The sequence below is a fragment of the Cognatundibacterium squillarum genome, assembly GCF_014652435.1.
Lineage (GTDB): Bacteria > Pseudomonadota > Gammaproteobacteria > Burkholderiales > Burkholderiaceae_D > Undibacterium > Undibacterium squillarum.
Genome location: NZ_BMYU01000004.1, coordinates 244,393 through 263,076 on the forward strand (window position 1 = coordinate 244,393; position 18,684 = coordinate 263,076).

The 18,684-nt window shown below is 51.1% G+C and carries 20 protein-coding genes and 1 riboswitch; all 20 genes read right to left on the minus strand.

The window, feature by feature from the left end:
* Positions 1 to 42: 42 nt before the first annotated feature.
* On the minus strand, positions 43 to 225 hold the full coding sequence (locus IE092_RS10155; protein ID WP_189357055.1) for a hypothetical protein: 183 nt from the start codon (positions 223 to 225) through the stop codon (positions 43 to 45).
* Between the two features lie 244 nt (positions 226 to 469).
* Entirely contained in the window at positions 470 to 2,275 is a 1,806-nt protein-coding gene (aspS, locus tag IE092_RS10160) for an aspartate--tRNA ligase (RefSeq protein ID WP_189357056.1), read from the minus strand.
* Positions 2,276 to 2,340: 65 nt separating this feature from the next.
* Entirely contained in the window at positions 2,341 to 2,946 is a 606-nt protein-coding gene (locus IE092_RS10165; protein WP_189357228.1) for a DUF502 domain-containing protein, read from the minus strand.
* 57 nt (positions 2,947 to 3,003) lie between these two features.
* Positions 3,004 to 3,303 (minus strand): FmdB family zinc ribbon protein, encoded by a 300-nt coding sequence (locus tag IE092_RS10170; protein WP_189357057.1) that lies wholly within the window; start codon positions 3,301 to 3,303, stop codon positions 3,004 to 3,006.
* A gap of 86 nt (positions 3,304 to 3,389) precedes the next feature.
* Entirely contained in the window at positions 3,390 to 4,814 is a 1,425-nt protein-coding gene (locus IE092_RS10175; RefSeq protein WP_189357058.1) for a high affinity choline transporter 1, read from the minus strand.
* Positions 4,815 to 5,045: 231 nt separating this feature from the next.
* Positions 5,046 to 6,032: a M20/M25/M40 family metallo-hydrolase gene (locus IE092_RS10180; RefSeq protein ID WP_189357059.1), complete on the minus strand. Its 987-nt coding sequence runs from the start codon at positions 6,030 to 6,032 to the stop codon at positions 5,046 to 5,048.
* 107 nt (positions 6,033 to 6,139) lie between these two features.
* Entirely contained in the window at positions 6,140 to 6,502 is a 363-nt protein-coding gene (locus IE092_RS10185) for a (2Fe-2S) ferredoxin domain-containing protein (RefSeq protein ID WP_189357060.1), read from the minus strand.
* An 11-nt stretch (positions 6,503 to 6,513) separates the two neighbouring features.
* Positions 6,514 to 7,533 (minus strand): precorrin-3B C(17)-methyltransferase, encoded by a 1,020-nt coding sequence (gene cobJ / locus IE092_RS10190; protein WP_189357061.1) that lies wholly within the window; start codon positions 7,531 to 7,533, stop codon positions 6,514 to 6,516.
* Positions 7,526 to 7,942: a cobalamin biosynthesis protein gene (locus IE092_RS10195; protein ID WP_189357062.1), complete on the minus strand. Its 417-nt coding sequence runs from the start codon at positions 7,940 to 7,942 to the stop codon at positions 7,526 to 7,528. The genes cobJ and IE092_RS10195 overlap by 8 nt, the downstream gene beginning before the upstream one ends.
* Entirely contained in the window at positions 7,939 to 8,700 is a 762-nt protein-coding gene (locus tag IE092_RS10200) for a cobalamin biosynthesis central domain-containing protein (RefSeq protein ID WP_189357063.1), read from the minus strand. The genes IE092_RS10195 and IE092_RS10200 overlap by 4 nt, the downstream gene beginning before the upstream one ends.
* Positions 8,690 to 9,472, minus strand: a complete 783-nt coding sequence (gene cobI / locus IE092_RS10205; protein ID WP_189357064.1) for a precorrin-2 C(20)-methyltransferase — start codon at positions 9,470 to 9,472, stop codon at positions 8,690 to 8,692. The genes IE092_RS10200 and cobI overlap by 11 nt, the downstream gene beginning before the upstream one ends.
* The gene (cbiE, locus tag IE092_RS10210) at positions 9,469 to 10,773 is read right to left on the minus strand and encodes a precorrin-6y C5,15-methyltransferase (decarboxylating) subunit CbiE (protein ID WP_189357065.1); all 1,305 of its coding nucleotides are present in this window, start codon (positions 10,771 to 10,773) and stop codon (positions 9,469 to 9,471) included. Before cbiE ends, cobI begins: the two co-directional genes overlap by 4 nt.
* Positions 10,770 to 11,867 (minus strand): cobalt-precorrin-5B (C(1))-methyltransferase, encoded by a 1,098-nt coding sequence (locus IE092_RS10215; RefSeq protein ID WP_189357066.1) that lies wholly within the window; start codon positions 11,865 to 11,867, stop codon positions 10,770 to 10,772. The genes cbiE and IE092_RS10215 overlap by 4 nt, the downstream gene beginning before the upstream one ends.
* Positions 11,864 to 12,529, minus strand: a complete 666-nt coding sequence (locus IE092_RS10220) for a precorrin-8X methylmutase (protein WP_189357067.1) — start codon at positions 12,527 to 12,529, stop codon at positions 11,864 to 11,866. The genes IE092_RS10215 and IE092_RS10220 overlap by 4 nt, the downstream gene beginning before the upstream one ends.
* Positions 12,530 to 12,537: 8 nt before the next feature.
* Entirely contained in the window at positions 12,538 to 13,578 is a 1,041-nt protein-coding gene (locus IE092_RS10225; RefSeq protein ID WP_189357068.1) for a sirohydrochlorin chelatase, read from the minus strand.
* Positions 13,575 to 14,441, minus strand: coding sequence for a precorrin-4 C(11)-methyltransferase (gene cobM / locus IE092_RS10230; protein ID WP_189357069.1), 867 nt, complete (start codon positions 14,439 to 14,441; stop codon positions 13,575 to 13,577). Before cobM ends, IE092_RS10225 begins: the two co-directional genes overlap by 4 nt.
* Complete coding sequence (locus IE092_RS10235) at positions 14,438 to 15,088, minus strand: energy-coupling factor ABC transporter permease (RefSeq protein ID WP_189357070.1); 651 nt, start codon at positions 15,086 to 15,088, stop codon at positions 14,438 to 14,440. The genes cobM and IE092_RS10235 overlap by 4 nt, the downstream gene beginning before the upstream one ends.
* A gap of 241 nt (positions 15,089 to 15,329) precedes the next feature.
* Positions 15,330 to 15,541, minus strand: a riboswitch (cobalamin riboswitch).
* Positions 15,542 to 15,937: 396 nt separating this feature from the next.
* Positions 15,938 to 16,513: a hypothetical protein gene (locus tag IE092_RS10240; protein WP_189357071.1), complete on the minus strand. Its 576-nt coding sequence runs from the start codon at positions 16,511 to 16,513 to the stop codon at positions 15,938 to 15,940.
* Positions 16,514 to 16,800: 287 nt separating this feature from the next.
* Entirely contained in the window at positions 16,801 to 17,187 is a 387-nt protein-coding gene (locus IE092_RS10245) for a hypothetical protein (protein WP_189357072.1), read from the minus strand.
* 269 nt (positions 17,188 to 17,456) lie between these two features.
* The gene (locus IE092_RS10250; RefSeq protein WP_189357073.1) at positions 17,457 to 18,032 is read right to left on the minus strand and encodes a hypothetical protein; all 576 of its coding nucleotides are present in this window, start codon (positions 18,030 to 18,032) and stop codon (positions 17,457 to 17,459) included.
* Positions 18,033 to 18,684 lie beyond the last annotated feature (652 nt).

Genomic DNA, 18,684 nt, shown 5'->3' on the forward strand with positions numbered 1-18,684 from the left:
GGCAGCTGTCGACACTACCGGCATGAAATTGCATCAGGTGTATTACTTACATACGTCCTTATCATCAGGATTTTGTTTGCAGTAGGACTCTACGGTATCGCGCGGAGCCGGTGTACCTCGCGAACATCCGGACAGCAACAAGGCTGCTCCGACGACAAACCAAATAATACCGCCATTCACTTGTTCCACTTCCTGAACATTCAGTTCCTGCATCATTGCATTCATATTTACCCTTTCAATAGATATCCGAAGCGAAGTGCTTCAACACCGAAGGTATGCAATTTATGCAAAAACAATTAGCCTCAAAATATTAAATATATTTCAATGTGTAATTTGTGATTTATTTCAGTTATTTCATGAGAAACCGTGCACAGTTGTATATGTCGTGTTGCAAATCAAAAACAAAAAAGCGCGGAACCAGTCCGCGCTTTTTTGCTTACTGACCGGCCCGAACCGGTCTGACTTGGCATCAACCTTTGATCGCTGGCTCAGTCGCGCGCAAACGGATGTGCAGTTCGCGCAATTGTTTTTCATCGACGACCGACGGTGCGTGTGTCAGCAGACACTGTGCACGCTGGGTTTTCGGGAAAGCGATCACGTCACGGATCGATTCTGCACCGGTCATCATCGTCACGATACGGTCCAGACCGAAAGCCAGACCACCGTGCGGAGGCGCGCCGTATTGCAGTGCGTCCAGCAGGAAACCGAATTTCAGACGCTGTTCGTCTGCGTCGATTTTCAGTGCGTCGAACACTTTTGCCTGTACGTCTGCACGGTGGATACGGACAGAACCACCGCCCAGTTCCCAGCCGTTCAGCACCATATCGTAGGCTTTAGCGATACATTTGCCCGGATCGGTTGCCATGTAATCTTCGTGGCCGTCTTTTGGCGATGTGAACGGATGGTGCGTCGCTGTCCAGCGATCGTTTTCATCATCGTATTCAAACATCGGGAAGTCGATAACCCACAGCGGCTTCCATGTGTCTTCGAACAGACCATTCGATTTACCGAATTCACTGTGGCCGATTTTCACACGCAGCGCGCCGATTGCATCGTTAACGACTTTTGCTTTGTCCGCACCGAAGAAAATCAGGTCGCCGTCTTTAGCGCCGGTACGTGCCAGGATTTCTGTCAGCGCGGCATCGTGGATGTTTTTCACGATAGGCGATTGCAGACCATCGCGGCCTTTTGCGATTTCGTTCACTTTGATGTATGCCAGACCTTTCGCGCCGTAAATACCAACGAACTGGGTGTATGCATCGATTTCGGAACGTGGCATTGCGGCACCGCCCGGTACCAGCAGACCCACAACGCGGCCGTTTGCCATGTTGGCAGCACCGGAGAACACTTTGAACTCAACGTCTTTCATCACGTCAGTCAGTTCAGTGAACTTCAGTTTCACGCGCATGTCCGGTTTGTCGGAACCGTACAGACCCATGGCTTCTGCAAATTCCATTACAGGGAACGGGTTTGGCAGATCGATGTCCAGCACGTTTTTGAAGACCAGGCGGATCATGCCTTCAAACATGTCACGGATTTCCTGTTCGCCCATGAACGATGTTTCGCAATCGATCTGGGTGAATTCAGGCTGACGGTCTGCGCGCAGATCTTCGTCGCGGAAGCATTTGGTGATCTGGTAGTAACGGTCAAAGTTTGCCACCATCAGCAATTGTTTGAACAGCTGAGGCGATTGTGGCAGCGCGAAGAATTCGCCGGCATTCACACGGGATGGCACCAGATAGTCACGTGCGCCTTCCGGAGTGGATTTGGTCAGCATCGGTGTTTCGATGTCGATAAAGCCGTTGGAATCCAGGAATTTACGGACTTCCATTGCCACCTGATAACGCAGACGCAGGTTACGCTGCATTTGCGGGCGACGCAGATCCAGTACACGGTGTGTCAGACGGGTGGTTTCAGACAGATTATCGTCATCCAGCTGGAACGGTGGCGTTACGGATGCATTCAGCACTTCAACATGATGCGCCAGCACTTCAATTTTGCCGGATTTCAGATTGGCGTTTGTTGTACCTTCAGGACGTGTACGTACCACACCGGTGATACGCAGGCAGTATTCATTACGTACGGATTCTGCAGCGGCAAACACGTCTGCACGGTCAGGATCGCACACGACCTGTACCAGACCTTCGCGGTCACGCAGATCGATAAAAATCACACCACCGTGGTCACGGCGACGATGAACCCAGCCACACAGGCTGACTGTCTGACCGAGGAATTCTTCTGTTGTCAGACCACAATATTGGGTACGCATGGACATATCTGTTACCTGTCGTAGGAAAAATTAATCACTTTGCACACGGCAGCAAGGGCTGCCATCTGCGTTTATTTTTTTGGTGGTAATTGCTCGGGAGCCACCACGCCCATGGAAACGATGTATTTGAGTGCAGCATCCACACTCATATCCAGTTCAATCGCGTCTGCTTTCGGCACCATCAGGAAGAAACCGGATGTCGGATTCGGCGTAGTTGGTACATACACACTGACATAATCGCCCTGCAAATGATTGACCACATCGCCGCCTGGTACACCGGTCAGAAAACCGATGGTCCAGGAACCCTTGCGGGGATATTCAATCAGTACGGCTTTGCGGAACGCATTTCCTGAGGAAGAGAACAAGGTGTCAGACACTTGTTTCACACTGGAATAAATCGAGTTCACGATAGGAATGCGGTTCAGCAAACCTTCCCAGACGCGCACGACGTAGTTACCGATGAAGTTACGTGCCAGCAAACCTGTAATCAGAACGATCAGCAGGGTCAGTACAACACCGAAACCGGGAATATCATGACCGAACAGGGCTTTCGGACGCCATTGTTCCGGCAATAACAACAAAGACTGATCCAGCGTACTGATAACGGCATGCAACACCCAGAAGGTAATGGCCAGCGGCACCAGAATCAGCAAACCGGTCAGAAAATATTTACGCAGCATAGTCGGGCTTTCTTCGTCAGACTGACTTCAGTTGTTGTTATTGCCTGATGATGATCAGGCGCTGGTGTCGGTTGCACAGCCGCCTGCAGCACAGGCCGGAGCACCGCAAGCAGGTTCAGCAGGCGCACTGGCAGTCGCCGTCGCGCCGCCGGTTGCAGAGGTACCGCCGGAACCGCCACGGAAATCCGTGACATACCAGCCATTACCCTTGAGCTGGAAACCTGCGGCCGTGATCTGTTTGCGGAATGCAGACTTCCCGCATTCCGGGCAATCTGTCAGCGGCGCATCAGAAATTTTCTGCAATACATCTTTGGCGAAGCCACATTCTTCACAACGATAAGCGTAAATTGGCATACTCTTGCTCTGAAAAACTGATAAAACCCTGAATTATAAAGGTTTTGGCTGAAAAATTGGGCACTCTGCTACCGGTCAGACCTTCATCAGACCTTTGCCTGATGACTGACCCATTGTGGCAGCAGCGAACCCAGCACCATGCCGCTGATACTTGCCAGCAAACCAGCCAGTTGCGGCGGCCAGAAACCTTCCGGTGCCAGCAACTCAAAACCTATCCACACCGCAACACCGCAGGCTATCGACACAATACCGCCCTGCGCAGTTGCCCGCTTCCAGTACAGGCCAAAAGCCAGTGGTACGAATGCCGCCACCAGTGTGACCTTGTACGCGTTCTCGACCATTTTGTAGATACTGGATTCGGTGTTCATGGCAAACATGGTTACAACTGCCGTAAATACAAGCACCACAACCCGCATCATGAACAGAAACTGCTTATCACTTTGCTTAGGAAAGAAGGGTTTCAGGATATTTTCAGTAAAGGTGACCGATGGCGCGAGCAGGGTTGCACTGGCGCAGCTTTTGATCGCAGACAGCAAAGCACCGAAGAACATGACCTGCGCCAGCATCGGGACTTTGGTCATAATCAGCGTCGGCAGAATCAGCTGAGAATCTTTATCCAGCAATTCAGCGACCATGGCCGGATCAATCAGCGTCGCAGAATACGCCAGAAACATCGGGATAAATGCAAAGCCGAAGTACAGCAAACCGCCCAGTACCGATGCACGACCGGCAATCTTTTCGTTGGCAGACGACGCCACACGCTGGAAAACGTCCTGCTGCGGAATCGAGCCCAGCATCATGGTAATCCACGCGGCAAAGAACCAGATCATTTCCCTCGCCTCGGGCTTCGGCCAGAACTCAAACTTACCGGCATTCGCTGCATGTTCGATCACCATACCCGCACCACCAACCATGCCGGACACTTCCCAGCCGATATAGAACATACCGACGACAATGATGATCATCTGCAGGAAGTCAGTAATCGCTACCGACCACATACCGCCCATCAGCGTATAGACGAGCACACTGGCAGCACCGATAATCATGCCGACGTTCATTGTGATGTAGCCACCGGAAACAACGTTAAACACCAGTCCCAGCGCCTTAATCTGCGCAGCTACCCAGCCAAGATAAGAAATCACAATACAAATTGTGACCAGCACTTCCACCAGCCGCCCGTATTTGTTACGGAAGTAGTCACCGATAGTCAGCAGATTCATGCGGTACAGCGGACGTGCAAAAAACAAACCGACCAGCACCAGGCACAACGATGAGCCGAAAGGATCTGCCACCACGCCGCGCAAGCCTTCTTTGACGAAAGTGGAAGAAATACCAAGCACTGCTTCTGATCCGAACCAGGTCGCAAACACCGTGGCTGTCACGACATACATAGGCAGGGAACGGCCTGCAACGGCAAAGTCTTTGGAGTTATTGACGTAACGCGCCGCGTATAGGCCGATGCCTACCGAGATAACCCAGTAAAGAATGACAAACCAGATAAGAGTGTTCATGAAAATGGAATATCAAAAAATCAATAAAAAGCCCGCTTTTCGGTTGCGGGCATTATAGACTGAGTTATCCGCCGGACTTCCCTGAAATTCGCGGAATTTGTCGCAGAATTGTCGTAATTAGGCCGGAATTTCTAATACTGAATGCAAAGCACTGCGTGCAGGTAACTCCGGCTGCAAAATCATTCTGAAATATCTATTCTTTTTCACAAAATTCTTGTTCAGCTTGTCTGACTAATGTGTTGCAGCAGCACTCCCAGCAGCAGCGACCGGTGACTGACGTACCGGCAAACTGCTCAGACGCTGGTCAGCCTGACGTAAAGCCTGCTCGATCAGATTAATCACTGCCATAAAACGTGCGGGCTGGATTTTCTCCGCGACATCTCCCGGCTGGTGGTAATCCGCATGATCTTCCACACCGAAGTACAGGAAAGGAATACCGGCACGATGAAACGCGAAATGATCAGACTGGCTGGTCCAGTCATCCTGTCCGGTTCCCGGCAAATCATGCCCCGCGATCAGACGCAATGCAGGATTGGCAGGAATTGCCTGCACAACGTCTTTCAAAGCCTGCGTATGGTGAGTACCCGCTACATATAACTCATCTTTATCTGCACGCCCTACCATATCCAGATTGATATTCAGTGCAGTCTGACGTATCAGTTCGGGGTTATCTTTCACAAACATATGTGAGCCACGCAAACCCATTTCTTCTGCATCGAAAAAAGCCAGCACCACAGGGTGCTGTGCAGGTGTCTGCTTCAGACGCGCAGCGATTTCCAGCGATGCGGCAACACCGGAAGCATTGTCATCCGCACCAAAGAATATTCTTTCATGATGAGCGCCCAGATGATCGTAGTGCGCACTGAGCACAATAAGCTGCTGATCTGCTGGCAAGGGTGACAAACACGCCAGCACATTGGTTCCGGTCAGTTGCTGACCATTCGCCTGAAACTGAAATCGCTGTTCCCACTGTTCACCGCAAGGTTTCCAGCCAGCCTCGCTTAAACGCGAGATCAGATACTGACGCGCCAGTTCACTGCCGGCGCTGCCCGTCTTGCGACCAGCCATTTGCAGCGATGACAAATGATACAAGTCCCGCATCGCAGGGGTTTGCTGTTGCTCCGCTACTTCCTGCGCAGAAACAGACAGACTCCCCGTGAATAAACATAAGCCGAAAAACAAACTGCGTAACTGATTACCTTGCCCTGCACCGTACATTGCTGATCTCCGATGTTTGCAAAATGTAAAATGTAGCAGTAAAACGGCACATTCGCACCACCCCGGGTGAACACAACTACCCGGAAGGCAACACCGGATTCAGTGACTCACAGCGCAGGTCCCCGGTGGAAAATCAACTCTTCAACCGGTTCGCCATTACACAAATGCTGGTCAATAATTTTATCCATATTGCTGTCAGTCACGTTGTAGTACCAGATGCCATCCGGTTGCACACACATCACCGGTCCGCCCTTGCATGCCGCAAAGCAACTGACGCGGCTGCGCTTGACCCGTAATTCGCCCTCGTTCAGTCCAGCCGCTTTAAATTTTTCTCCGAGACTATCAAATAATTGCTGCGACTCACCATCCTGTGTGCAACGCGTACCGGTACAAACCAGTAAATGCCGGCGATAACTGCCGATCTTCGGTTTCACAACTTCCGCGCTCAATTCGCTTTTTTCATCACTCATCGCTGCATTCCTTATTCCGCACTATTTGCAGCGGAGTCATCCGCCGCCGCTTCAGATAATTCCGGCACAGGCATCTCCTGCACTCTTTTCAGATAGCTGAGCGGCAAACCATATTCGGCAGCGAGATCAGAACAGCTTGCGCCTGCTGCAAACTGCGCTTGTACCTGCGCTACCCAGCCGTTTAATCCGGTACTCAGTGAGCGGCCAGCTTTTTCACCATCTATGGTAGAACCGTCTTCCATCGCATACTTATTCGCATAGCCGCGTGGTGTCACCATCAGTCCATGACGCACAAAAGTATTACTGTTACCAATCAAAACCGTGCTCAGCATACCGATATCGCATTCCGCCATCGCTGCCAGCGTGGTCATTTCAATCCGCTGTTTAGGGCGGTAAGCGGATTTGACAATCGCGACCGGTGTTTCCGGTGCGCGGTAATGCAGAAAAATTGCCTGTGCTTCCAGAATTTGCTGAGTGCGGCGTCCGCTCTTAGGGTTATACAAACCACACACAAAATCTGCGCTGGCCGCCGCATGCAAACGACGCGCAATCACTGGCCACGGTGTTAATAAATCTGATAAAGAAATCGAGCAGAAATCATGCGTCAGCGGCGCGCCCACCAGCGATGCACAGGTATTCAGTGCCGTTGCACCGGGCACGATCTCCAGTTCAATATCACTGTCCGGTGTCCAGCCAGCCTGAAATAACACCTCAAAGGTCGGCCCTGCCATCCCGTACACGCCTGCATCACCGGAAGAAATCAATGCAACTTTTTTCCCCTGTTGTGCCAGTTCCAGCGCATGAATTGCACGATCCAGTTCTTCGGTCATGGATTTACGGACAATTTCCTTGCCCTCAATCAGCTCCGCTACCAGTTTGATATAGGTTACATAACCAATCACACTGTCTGCCTCAGCAATGACTTCTCTTGCACGCCGTGTCATGTGTGCCTGATTACCCGGCCCGATACCGACCAGCGAAATCTTTCCACGACCGCCGGTGTTTGTTAACCTTGATATTGTTTCACTCATCTGTTTGATCTTCCGCTATCGAAATCGTGACGTTCTTACCATCCTCGCCACAGAATTTCAGTTTCTCTACGAGCAGTGCCGGTGCGCTGCTGCCATGCTGAAAACCTGCTGTTAGTAAAGCTGCTGCTTCTGATACCGAAGGCGTACCCATAAATTTCAACACTGTCGCGGATGGCTGCCGTACCGGTACTTTTGCCAGTTCCTGCGCCGGATAAACAATAAAAGGCACCTTCAGGCGTTGCACCAGATGCAGAATCGCGGTCTCATCCGACTTCTTATCAATACTGGCAATATGACGAATCTGAGGCAATGCAGCACCGCACTGCATCAGCGCCAGATTCAGTCCTGTGAACAGGGTTTCCTCAGAAACATCACGATCACAACCAATCCCCACACTGAGAAATTTCATCTCTGCCCCTCAGGCGGACGATAGACCACCAGACGGTCACGCAGGGTTTCCCACATTTGTGCGGGGATATCCTGACGGGTAATCCACAGTACGGATCGGTATTTCTGCAAATCCACAGCGTTGAAATCGCTGAAACGATGAATATTTTCCGGCAATGGGTTCGGACGTTTCCACCAGTCAGGGCTGCCTGCATCCTGCACCACTGCGATCAGTTCGCCATTCACTACATCTGCAGATACACGGGTAATATGAATTTTCGGCGCGATAACTTCCCAGCCCAGTTCACGACCGAGAATATCCACAGGAATCGTTTTTCCGACATCCGATGCAGTTGTCAGTACAGCCTGCGCCCCCATCAGATGCGCCAGATGTTCTGCCCATGCATTCGCACCGCCAACATGACCGGACAATACCGGAATCACGAACTGACCCGCATCATCCACCACAATAATGCCTGGGTCTTCATCCTTGCTGCGCAGTAAAGGCGCGATCAGGCGTACGACGGCTCCCAGCGAAACAAAGAAAATAATCTGATCAAAATCTGTAAATAAAGCCTGCATCTGATCGCGCAAAGCACCGCTGTACACTATGCTGCGTTCAGAAAATGCCTGCACCTGTGCCGCGAATTTATCGCTGACCAGAATCCGTGCGTCCGGCAATTCCGGTGCGATGGCAGTCAGTTGTTGTACGCCGTGTTTTGTAATGCCTACCAAAACAACTCTGGCTTGCTGCGACTGCGGTAAATGTTCAGTTTTCAAGTACAGGCTCCTGCGTTTTCTTTTTACAGCCGCGTACCATTTCACCACGCTGCCGGTGCGGGTTGCGGACGATCATGAGGGATAAATAATTGACTTTTTCGCCGCGCAGCGACAGCACATCGTGGACGATACGCTCTTCCGGCGCACCGGCTTTTTCGATAAATCGCGCGTACTGTGCAATATCATGCGCTTCCAGCAGATTCAGAATATCGTCCAGCAGCGGCTTTACTTTCATCAGCACCAGTGTGTCGAAGTCGCGCAGCATGCGCGCAATTGCGCTGGTGCCATAAGCAGCAGGAACAATCGCAATCGTGTCATCCTGCTCTGACAAAGGGATTTGCAGGGTTGCACACGCTGCATTGAATGCATTCACACCGGCGATGACTTGCGTTTGCAGATGCGGTGCAATCGCGTTCAGTGTACGTCCCAGATAGATATAACTGGCATAGGTTGAGGCATCGCCTTCCACCAGAAACAGGACATCGCGGCCGCTTTCCAGCATTTGCTGCACCTGTTGCGCGGCACGCAGCCAGTGTTTCGCCAGAATTTCCGTGTCATGCGTCATCGGAAACAGCAAAGCCTGATGCTGATCCGGCATTTGCAAACCTGCACGCTGCGCAATCAACAGTGCATAACTGTCTTTTTTTAAACTCCGTACAGGATAGGTCCAGATCGTATCCTGACGAGATAACTGTTCCCAGGCATGACGGGTAATCAAACCCGGATCTCCGGGCCCCATCGATACTGCAATCAGGCGTCCGTGCTGCATCATGCCTCCTTTGCTGCACAAACCAGCCACACCGGATTTTCCGCCGCCATTCTGTGCATATCGAGTATGGGTTTAGAGCGTGAAGCCTGTAACATCAGCACATCCCATTCGCAACCCGATTCGCTTAAAACGCCGGTTGCTGCTGCCAGATTTTCCAGTGTGACGAAATTCATGACCAGTCTGCCACCCGGCCGCAGTTTCTCCAGGCAGAGATGGATCAGCTGCGCTAGCTCGCCGCCGGAACCACCAATGAACACCGCATCCGGTGATGGCCAGTCGCTAAGCCCTTCCGGTGCTTTGCTGTGGATTAAACTGTAATTGGACACAGCTGCAGTGCGCCAGTTTGCGTTCGCGATTTCAACATCTGCAGCATTCTTTTCAACTGCATAGACGTGACCGTTCCGGCATAAACGCGCCGCTTCCAGTCCTACCGAACCTGAACCTGTACCGATATCCCAGACGATACTGTCTGTGCGTAACTGCATTCTTGCCAGCGATACGGCACGGACTTCCTGCTTGGTGATTAAGCCTTTTTCCGGTTGTCTTTGCTGATACGCCAGATCCGGCAAACCAAACATCACCGTTTCCTGTTTTTGTTCCGAGCGCCACAGCAGCATCACATTCGGCTCAGCAAACTGCATCTGCGCTGCTTCAGCGACGGACAATTCGCTGTAAACCTGCTCATCCGGCAGACACAGGTGCTCGCAAACTGCAATGTGCCAACCATCCTGCATGCCTTCCGCCAGCATCATGCGTGCGATACGATCAGGAGAATTTTGCGGGCTGGTCAGTACCGCCAGCCGCGCTGCCTGCCGCATTTGCTGCAGTAATCCATACATGCCATGCCGTGCATCACTGCCGCGTTGCCACTCACCGGCATCGCGACTGTGTACAGAACACAACTTCATTTCCTGCCACGGCATTCCCAGTCGCGCACAAGCCAGCTGTATCGTGGAAACATTCGGTATCACTTCCAGTGCATCAACACACAGATGCGCTGCCAGATAACCGGCAATGCCATACATCAGCGGATCGCCGGTTGCCAGCACAACGACACGCATGTCATCAGCCAAAGCGACACGTATAAATTCCGGTACCGCAGTCAGCGCGCCTTTCAGCGGACGCCGGATCGCTTGTGCTGACATCAAATCATCAAACAATGCCAGCGTACGTTCCGCACCGATGACCACATCAGCCTGCGCCAGATGCTGTAACGCGATTTCGCTGAGGCTGGCTTTGCCATCATCCAGCACACCGATAATGCGGCAGCGTGGAATGGCTTTCCTGTTGGTTAAATCATTCATGCCGATGCGGCCTCCGTTATTTTGTTACCGTCAAAGTCGCACACCATGACGCGTAAAGAGAATTGACCGGGGTAGCGGTTTTCCAGTGTGGATATCACCCGTTTTGCTAACAGATGATGAAAGGCGGCTCCCATGCCCAGTGCATCCATGCGTTCACCTGCATAACGTGCAGTTTCTGCTGCTGCGATATCTGCGCAAACGTCCTCTGGCGTACCAAGTTCTGCTGCCAGTTGCGCCAGTAATCCGGTATCCACTTCGGCGCGTCCCGCATGGGTGATTTCTTCACCCTGCGCAATCTTGGTCAGCTTACCTATCATGCCGCCGATCACGACATGGCGAATGCCGTGCCGCTGCGCTGCGCTCATCGCATAACGCAAAAAATCACCCATCTGCACAAAACTCGCAGTTGGCAAATGCGGCAGTTCCGTCATCACAAATTTTTCCGTACGGCCACCGGTCGTCAGCACCACGGTGGATAAACCCAGCGTCGCGGCTACCTGAACGCCCTGCACCACACTGGCGCGGTAAGCCGCAGTGGAATACGGCCGCACAATACCCGTGGTGCCGAGTATTGAAATACCGCCCAGAATGCCAAGTCGCGCATTCAGGGTTTTCTTTGCCATTTCTTCGCCCTGTGGTACAGAAATCGTGACGCGCACACCGCACTCGTCCAGCACGGGTGCAAGCACAGCCCTGACATTCTCAATAATATTTTTACGCGGTACAGGGTTAATCGCCGGCCCGCCGACATCCAGTCCCAGACCAGGCATGGTCACAACACCGACGCCGGCGCCACCGCATAATTCCACCTTGCCCGGTGCGTCAGGCAGCCATTCAAGATCCGCAGTTAATCTGGCTTTATCGGTACAGTCGGGATCATCGCCGGCATCTTTGATCACCACAGCGCGTGCCTTTTTTCCATCGGCGTATGCATCCGTGACCTCAAAACAGACTTGCTGCCCGTTGGGCAATAGACAATCCACCTTCTGCGGAACCTGCCCCTGCAGCAAACCCATCGCCGCAGCGCGGGCCGCTGCGGCTGAGCATGCACCGGTGGTAAAACCGGTGCGGGTGCCGCGTGCTTCTCTTTTCATTGACGCTGTTCCGCTTCCGCCAGTCCCAGCAAAGCGTGAATTGCCGCAACCACCAGTGTGGAACCGCCTTTGCGTCCCTGAATCACAATCCACGGCACTTCGCCTACCGTTTCCATCAGTGCTTTAGATTCTGCCGCTGAGACAAAGCCAACCGGAAATCCAACTACCAGTGCGGGTCTGACGCCCTCTTCGCGAATCAGTCGTAGCAGTTCTATCAGTGCAGTCGGCGCATTACCGATGCCGACAATGGCACCGTGCAGCAAACCAAGCCGGTGTGCTTTTCGCATCGCCTGTACAGCGCGGGTTGTATCCTGCGCTTTGGCGTCACGGATCACATCCTCATCCGAAATAAACTGATGCGTACTCAGGCCAAAATGCTGTAAACGTGGTTTAGACAAGCCGACACAAATCATTTCCACATCTGCCACGACAGGCGTATCGCCTTTCAGAATGGCGTGCATCGCGCTGCGAATGGCATCCGGATGAAACGCCGTCAGATGCTGAAAATCAAAATCCGCATTCGCATGAATCATGCGCCGTACCACTGCCCACTGCGCAGCGTCATAACTGTGCGCACCGGCTTCCTGATCAATGATTGCGAATGAATCATGTTCGATTGCACGTCCGGCAGCGGTCAGCTGTTCGGTAAACACATTACTCATCGTGCACCTCAGCGCGGCATACGAACGACGGCTTCTGCCACCGCGTGCGAATGTCCATGATGATCATGGGCATCGTGATGATGATGGTGGTCGTGATGCGTGCAGCCTGCGCCATGCACATGCTGATGCTCGTGCTCATGTTCATGCGCATGGTGTGCATGGTGTGCATGTGCATCTGTATGTTCATGACCGTGATGGTGATGATGATCATCCGGTCCATGGTGATGCGGCCCCATACCGTGTTCAGCTGCAAAGCTGCGGAATTTACAGCCATCACAAGCCATCATGCCTTGCGGCGCACCGTGCTGCAGATCATGCACACGCGTCTCCAGCAATTCGGTGATTTCTTTTTCAAAACCAAAATACGAAGAAGCGGCAAAGCGAATCTGCGGATATTGCAAACGCAGATGTTCCACCTGACGCTGTATGCGCTCGATTAATGTACCGGTGAACAGGTAATACGGCAGAATCACGATCTGCGTCATGCCTAGCAAAACCTGACGCTGCACCACGCGTTCGATACGCGGATGCGTGATGCCGGTAAAGGCCAGATCCACCAGTTCGTGATCTCCCTCTTCCATCAGCCAGCGCGCCATTTTTGCCATATCCCCATTCGCCTGACGATCTGAAGAACCACGCCCCAGCACAATCACACCGGTGGTACGCGGGTCTGGCATATCCAGCTTATTCATCGCTTTGCGCAAATGCCGTTTCAGAATATTCAGAATCGGATCGCAAGCCGTCAGATGCGGTGCGTACAAGAATTCGGTGGCAGGATGCCGCGCACGCGCCTGTTCGATAGCAGCCGGAATATCCATTTTCACATGGCCAGCCGCATTCAGAATCAATGGCAGCACATACACGCGCTCTCCCTTTGCAGCAGCACGGTCCAGTCCCAGATCCATAGGCACATCAGAAAATTCGATGAAACAGACTTCGATCTGCCATTCAGGGCGCTTAGTGCGCCACTGATGCGCGAATTCTTCAATTTCCAGATTGCCGGAAACTTCGCGGGAGCCATGTCCCACCAGTAAGATGCATTCTTTCATTCTGTTGCCTTGAGGGTAGATTGATCTGCGACGGCTGCTGTACCGCCGTGGTCTGCGGTGACGGATGCTTTACGGAAGCGATGCGTAAACGCCGGATCATAAAGTTTGGAACGGATCAGCTGATCCCAGTGCCGCGCACCCAGCGTGGGGCTGGCAATAATCATGGCCTGACTGTGAATCTGCTGTTCACGGCACAAAGCCTGTATCGTTGAAATCGTGCCACGCACGACTTTTTCTTCGCCGGGCCAGCTAGCTTTCTGCACCACCACCATCGGTGCATCCTCTGCCCAGCCCGCAGACCGCAGCTCGCGGCAGACTTTACCCAGTAAAGTAATACTTAAGAAAATACACAGTGTGGTGTGATGGGATGCCAGTGCCGCCAGTGATTCGCCTTCCGGCATCGGGGTGCGTCCTTCCACCCGCGTCAGAATCACGGTCTGCGTGACTTCCGGCAGTGTCAGACTTTCGGTTGCGGCAGCGGCAGATGCCATAGCAGATGAAACGCCCGGTACCACGGCAATCTCAATACCCGCCTGATCCAGCGGCTGTATCAGCTCAATTAGCGCACCGTATAAAGACGGATCACCGGTTTGCAAACGCACAACCGTGGCATGACGACTGGCTTGCAATTGCAGCCATGCCGACATTTCTTCCAGCGTCATATCTTTTGAATCGCGGATCTCGCAATGTTCCGGTGCCCAGCGCGTGACAGCTTCACTGACCAGCGAACCGGCAAACAACACTGCACCGGCACGTGCCAGCAAAGCCCGCCCCTTCACCGTAATCAGTTCAGGATCACCCGGACCGGCACCGACAAACCAGACCTTACCGGGCAAGCCCGGCTGTTCATCAAACTGCTTCATACACGTGCTGACCAGCGACCTTCATCCAGACAAACACGCATCCAGCGCGGCAGTTGCGGACGCTGACGCAATACGCGAAACACCGATAACAAGGCCAGCGTCATGACAGGCTCAGCAGCGACAACCAGCAGATACGATGCGGCAAACTGCAGCCACGCGCTGAACGGCGTTGCCACCTCAGCCATGCTCAGCCAGAACGCCACCATCAGCGTGACACCGCTGTAATAGACCGCATCCAGCTTCAGAATACGCTGCCAGTTCAGTTCCGCTGTCTGTTTGCCGAAACGCCAGTGCACCACCGTCAGCGGAATCACCAGACTCAGGGTATTCACCGCCAGATGCACCATATCCTGCGGTTCAAAAATCAGTGCCTGTAAAAATAAGCCGATGCCAAAACCCAGCATCGCGGGCAGATAACCAAAGCTCAGATACACCGGCATTGCACCGATGAAATGCAGTTCAGACGGCCCCACCTGCATGTGGAAAGCCTGCATGAACATCGAAAAAAATACCGCTGCCAGCGCTGTGCGTATCCACAAGCGCGGCTGACGCAGCCAGCGTGGCAACACACGGAGATAGACCAGCGCCGCAGTAGCAGCCGCAAGGCTGAGTTTAACGGGCGCAATAAGACCGGGTTCGATATGCATCCTGATTCCTTCGTGAAAAACCACAGTCGGACAGCAGGAATGCGCGCGCACCTCGCCTGATCAGCAATCAGACAGACGCAACGAACGATCCCGGCCGCACACCCGCGGTCTGGTTTAAAAAGGCAATCAGGGAAGGAAAATATGGAGGTCCGGCAGTGACCGGAATTTGCTGAACAGGCAGAACTCCGCCATCAGGCAGAACTTCTGAAATCTGAACACCGCATGCATCGCCCTCCGCGATTAGCCCGTTATTGCTAAGGCCGGTATCAGGACTCAGAAGCGGTATCACCGCACGTTGCGCCTTCCCATGTTTTCACACAGTGGCATCCTGCAACGTGTTAACTTCTTTACCTTTGCGGGGGCAGTGCCGGAATAGCAGTCTAAAGACTACGCACCGGCTTCCCGTTTACTTTTGCCCGGACAGGCAAAACACCATTAGCAGTGCGGATTGTAAACGAATTTATTTGAGATACAAATATATCAATCAACTTTTCAGGATTGGTAGTCGCCTGTTCTGGAGCAGGCAAGCGGACAATTCGGGGGAGCAGCAAGCGATGGAGGATCCCGACAACATCACCGGCTCTGCGCTTCAGCGAGTCGCAAAAGCACGTTTTTTAGCTCACCAGGGCCCAAATGCGGACTTCAGCACAGCGATCCGGCTGTCGTCGGCAGAAAGTCCGGACTTCACAAATTGCCGGATGACGAAAATTGCACAGCCTTTCCTGAATTCGCGTGTCCGCAGGGTGCATGGTTCCGTACGTTGTTCCGGATAAACCTGAAGCGCATTTTGATTGTTCATCCTGAACCCGGACCATTGCTTCAGGCATGTACACATTACTCAAAGAAGCATTAAGACTTGGCAACATACTCCGTCACTTCCGTGACCAGTGCTTCTCTCAGGTGACGAACTCGCCCGATTACCTGACGAATGACAAATGCAAAAAGCAGCCCCAGAGGCGTACCCAGCATCATATGAGCGACACCCACAACCTCCGAATCCAGCGGTTGAACTGTTCGGGCCGATGCAGAGTAGGTGAAGCGCATACTATGACTATCGAGGTACTCCACGCGGACGCGCTGTTGCTCAGGTGAATGTGATTCGACCTGATATTCCCATGCGAGATCGGCAGTCTTACCAGTGCGGCCGGACAGTAACAGCGTCGCATCAGGATGCATTGCAAAGAACTCCCGGACTTCACTTAACAGAACAGCTTCAGGAAGCTCGCCTTTTTCCCGCTCGATCAACACCGTGAAACTCGCATGAGGTGCTTCACCGCGCTCCATGCTGCGTGAGCATCCGGTTTGCATGCAGACCAGTTCCATGCCGATGCGAGAGCCAGCCAAAAAGCTGACCGGCATGAACCACACTGAACCTATGATCGCCAGAGCCACACTCAACGTCTTATTAATGAAGGTTACTTGCATTTGCATTGCTGACGTTCGCTTTCAATGTATAGAGACGTAAAAAAACCAGTAAGGAATTCCCCTTACCGGTTTTTCAAGTTGTAACTGCCGCGAAATTTTATAGCGCTTGAAGAGCTTTGCAATAAAGCTGAAAATTCCGACGATCATTTTTTTTACTCTGTCTGGGTGCGAGCTACCACTGCCACCGCTACTTCGACATTGTTGAGTTTTTGCGGAGCGGCGCCAGGAAACATTGGTTTATGGGAATTCGCCCTTGCGAGACTACGCTCAATCTCCCTGCTCGCCGTTTAACGCTGCCAGCGAGCTTTTCCGGCTAAATGAGTAAAAAAACGCGACAATAAAACAATTCCGGTAGACTGAATTATTACAACAATCAACACGCTGAACCAAATCGCTAAGGCATCGCCAACACCGCCATTAAATAACCGAATCATTAATTCAAACAGTATATTTAAATTTTCATCAAGTTTATCTGGTAAAAACTTCACTATTACTGCCGCGGGAAAAATTACCGGAAAATACGAGATAGCAACAACGATCTCAACACCTTGTGAATGAGCCCAATTTTTTACGTGTCCTGCGAAAGAAACAAACAGTAGCAAGTTTGATGTATTGGCAATCATCCAAAGAACCGCCATTTTCTTAAACGAGCGACGCTCTTCAGAAAAGAACATGCATAAAATCCATAGCAACCAAATGAGGGAAACGTAAAAAAGCAGGAATACGGAAAAAGAATAAATTGCTTTTGTTATTACACTCAATAATGAAAATACGAGACCGAGAAGCACCGCAAACCGGGTAAATCTGTATATTGAATAAGTGGGCATATTAAATTAACTCTTAAAGAAGCGCTGATTTAGTCCTTTTTTCGCTGTCGAGCCAGGCATAAGTGGTTGATTTTTAAAGAAACTGATTTCCGTGAGGCGAATAAATCAGCGGTTCCCTAGTAGGTCGCCCTATCTTGGTGGTCCTGTCTCGGAATTTCTTTCGGATGAAAACTGACAGAAACCAAACAGCCAGGGTTTCTGTCCATAAATTCAAAAGTTATGCGTCCCCATCCCGAATACTGGACATAAAGCGTGCTATCCATTTCCCCATGTCCACGCTTACCCACTTCAACTTTTAACTCAGCAAAACGAGATCGCAGTTCTTTCTTTGGTATACATGGACCTTCAAAATCTATGAGCAATAAATCTGCCACATCAGTATTTTTCGGAGTCCGTAATAAAATTTTTGGGATTACCACACCATCTCCCAGCTTAATTAAATTCCCTTCCCAATAATTAAAATTAGTAGACGAACTACTTGCCGAAAATGGTGTTCCAAAATAATCATAAATTTTTTTATTCTCAAAAGACTTCAATGCCATTACGCCATCTACAATCTCCCACGCAGACTTCAGTTTTTCGGCATGTGATTCTTTAGGAAAATTTACACATCCTGCCAATAACAAATTAACCAATAGTACTGAAACGGCACTGTATAAAAAATTACTTTTTTTGCGGAAAATACTTTTCATACCAATCCCCACAACATTGTTAACAATTTTTGTTTTCAGGTGAGATTTAAAAAATTGCTGATTTAATTTTTTTTCGCCATCGAGTCAGGCATAAGTGCTTGATTTTCAAAGAAGCTGATTTCCGTGAGGCAAATAAATCAGCACCCCTAATTTAGCAAAAAATATTAAATATCACATCTTATTAATTTCTCGAAATAACAAAAAGCACAATAAATGCTATTCCAATTAGCGTCCAGGATATTAAGTCAATCATTGGTGAAGAGAAAGGCCATACTGTCAACCTGTAACTAATGCCAAACATAACCAATACAGAACAGATAAAAACAAGAGTCAATTTTATTATTTTCATTTGGCAGCGACTCCTTAAATACACAAACGTCATAGCGCATTAATTCAAGATGAATGCGGAAAAAACCAAAAAAAATAATATAGTGCCAAAAGAATAAAGTATTGCAAGTATTTAGGCGCCTGATCAACCTTGAATTTTGCTGCATATATTAGCCAGAAAAAAATACTCAGTAATACGAATGAGCCCGGCAAAAACACTGAATATCCGGGTGATCTTTTCTGAACCGCTGCTAACAAAGTGAAACCTAAAATAATCGCGACGATAACATTATCTCGAACATCGTATGCCAAAACTACTTTCGCA

What these genes read in the sequence shown, in the direction of transcription:
- IE092_RS10155 (WP_189357055.1), bottom strand. Translation starts at nt 225, where the DNA reads ATGAATGCAATGATGCAGGAACTGAATGTTCAGGAAGTGGAACAAGTG.
- aspS (WP_189357056.1), bottom strand. Translation starts at nt 2,275, where the DNA reads ATGTCCATGCGTACCCAATATTGTGGTCTGACAACAGAAGAATTCCTC.
- IE092_RS10170 (WP_189357057.1), bottom strand. Translation starts at nt 3,303, where the DNA reads ATGCCAATTTACGCTTATCGTTGTGAAGAATGTGGCTTCGCCAAAGAT.
- IE092_RS10175 (WP_189357058.1), bottom strand. Translation starts at nt 4,814, where the DNA reads ATGAACACTCTTATCTGGTTTGTCATTCTTTACTGGGTTATCTCGGTA.
- IE092_RS10180 (WP_189357059.1), bottom strand. Translation starts at nt 6,032, where the DNA reads ATGTACGGTGCAGGGCAAGGTAATCAGTTACGCAGTTTGTTTTTCGGC.
- IE092_RS10185 (WP_189357060.1), bottom strand. Translation starts at nt 6,502, where the DNA reads ATGAGTGATGAAAAAAGCGAATTGAGCGCGGAAGTTGTGAAACCGAAG.
- cobJ (WP_189357061.1), bottom strand. Translation starts at nt 7,533, where the DNA reads ATGAGTGAAACAATATCAAGGTTAACAAACACCGGCGGTCGTGGAAAG.
- IE092_RS10195 (WP_189357062.1), bottom strand. Translation starts at nt 7,942, where the DNA reads ATGAAATTTCTCAGTGTGGGGATTGGTTGTGATCGTGATGTTTCTGAG.
- cobI (WP_189357064.1), bottom strand. Translation starts at nt 9,472, where the DNA reads ATGATGCAGCACGGACGCCTGATTGCAGTATCGATGGGGCCCGGAGAT.
- cbiE (WP_189357065.1), bottom strand. Translation starts at nt 10,773, where the DNA reads ATGAATGATTTAACCAACAGGAAAGCCATTCCACGCTGCCGCATTATC.
- IE092_RS10215 (WP_189357066.1), bottom strand. Translation starts at nt 11,867, where the DNA reads ATGAAAAGAGAAGCACGCGGCACCCGCACCGGTTTTACCACCGGTGCA.
- IE092_RS10220 (WP_189357067.1), bottom strand. Translation starts at nt 12,529, where the DNA reads ATGAGTAATGTGTTTACCGAACAGCTGACCGCTGCCGGACGTGCAATC.
- IE092_RS10225 (WP_189357068.1), bottom strand. Translation starts at nt 13,578, where the DNA reads ATGAAAGAATGCATCTTACTGGTGGGACATGGCTCCCGCGAAGTTTCC.
- cobM (WP_189357069.1), bottom strand. Translation starts at nt 14,441, where the DNA reads ATGAAGCAGTTTGATGAACAGCCGGGCTTGCCCGGTAAGGTCTGGTTT.
- IE092_RS10235 (WP_189357070.1), bottom strand. Translation starts at nt 15,088, where the DNA reads ATGCATATCGAACCCGGTCTTATTGCGCCCGTTAAACTCAGCCTTGCG.
- IE092_RS10240 (WP_189357071.1), bottom strand. Translation starts at nt 16,513, where the DNA reads ATGCAAGTAACCTTCATTAATAAGACGTTGAGTGTGGCTCTGGCGATC.
- IE092_RS10245 (WP_189357072.1), bottom strand. Translation starts at nt 17,187, where the DNA reads ATGTTCTTTTCTGAAGAGCGTCGCTCGTTTAAGAAAATGGCGGTTCTT.
- IE092_RS10250 (WP_189357073.1), bottom strand. Translation starts at nt 18,032, where the DNA reads ATGAAAAGTATTTTCCGCAAAAAAAGTAATTTTTTATACAGTGCCGTT.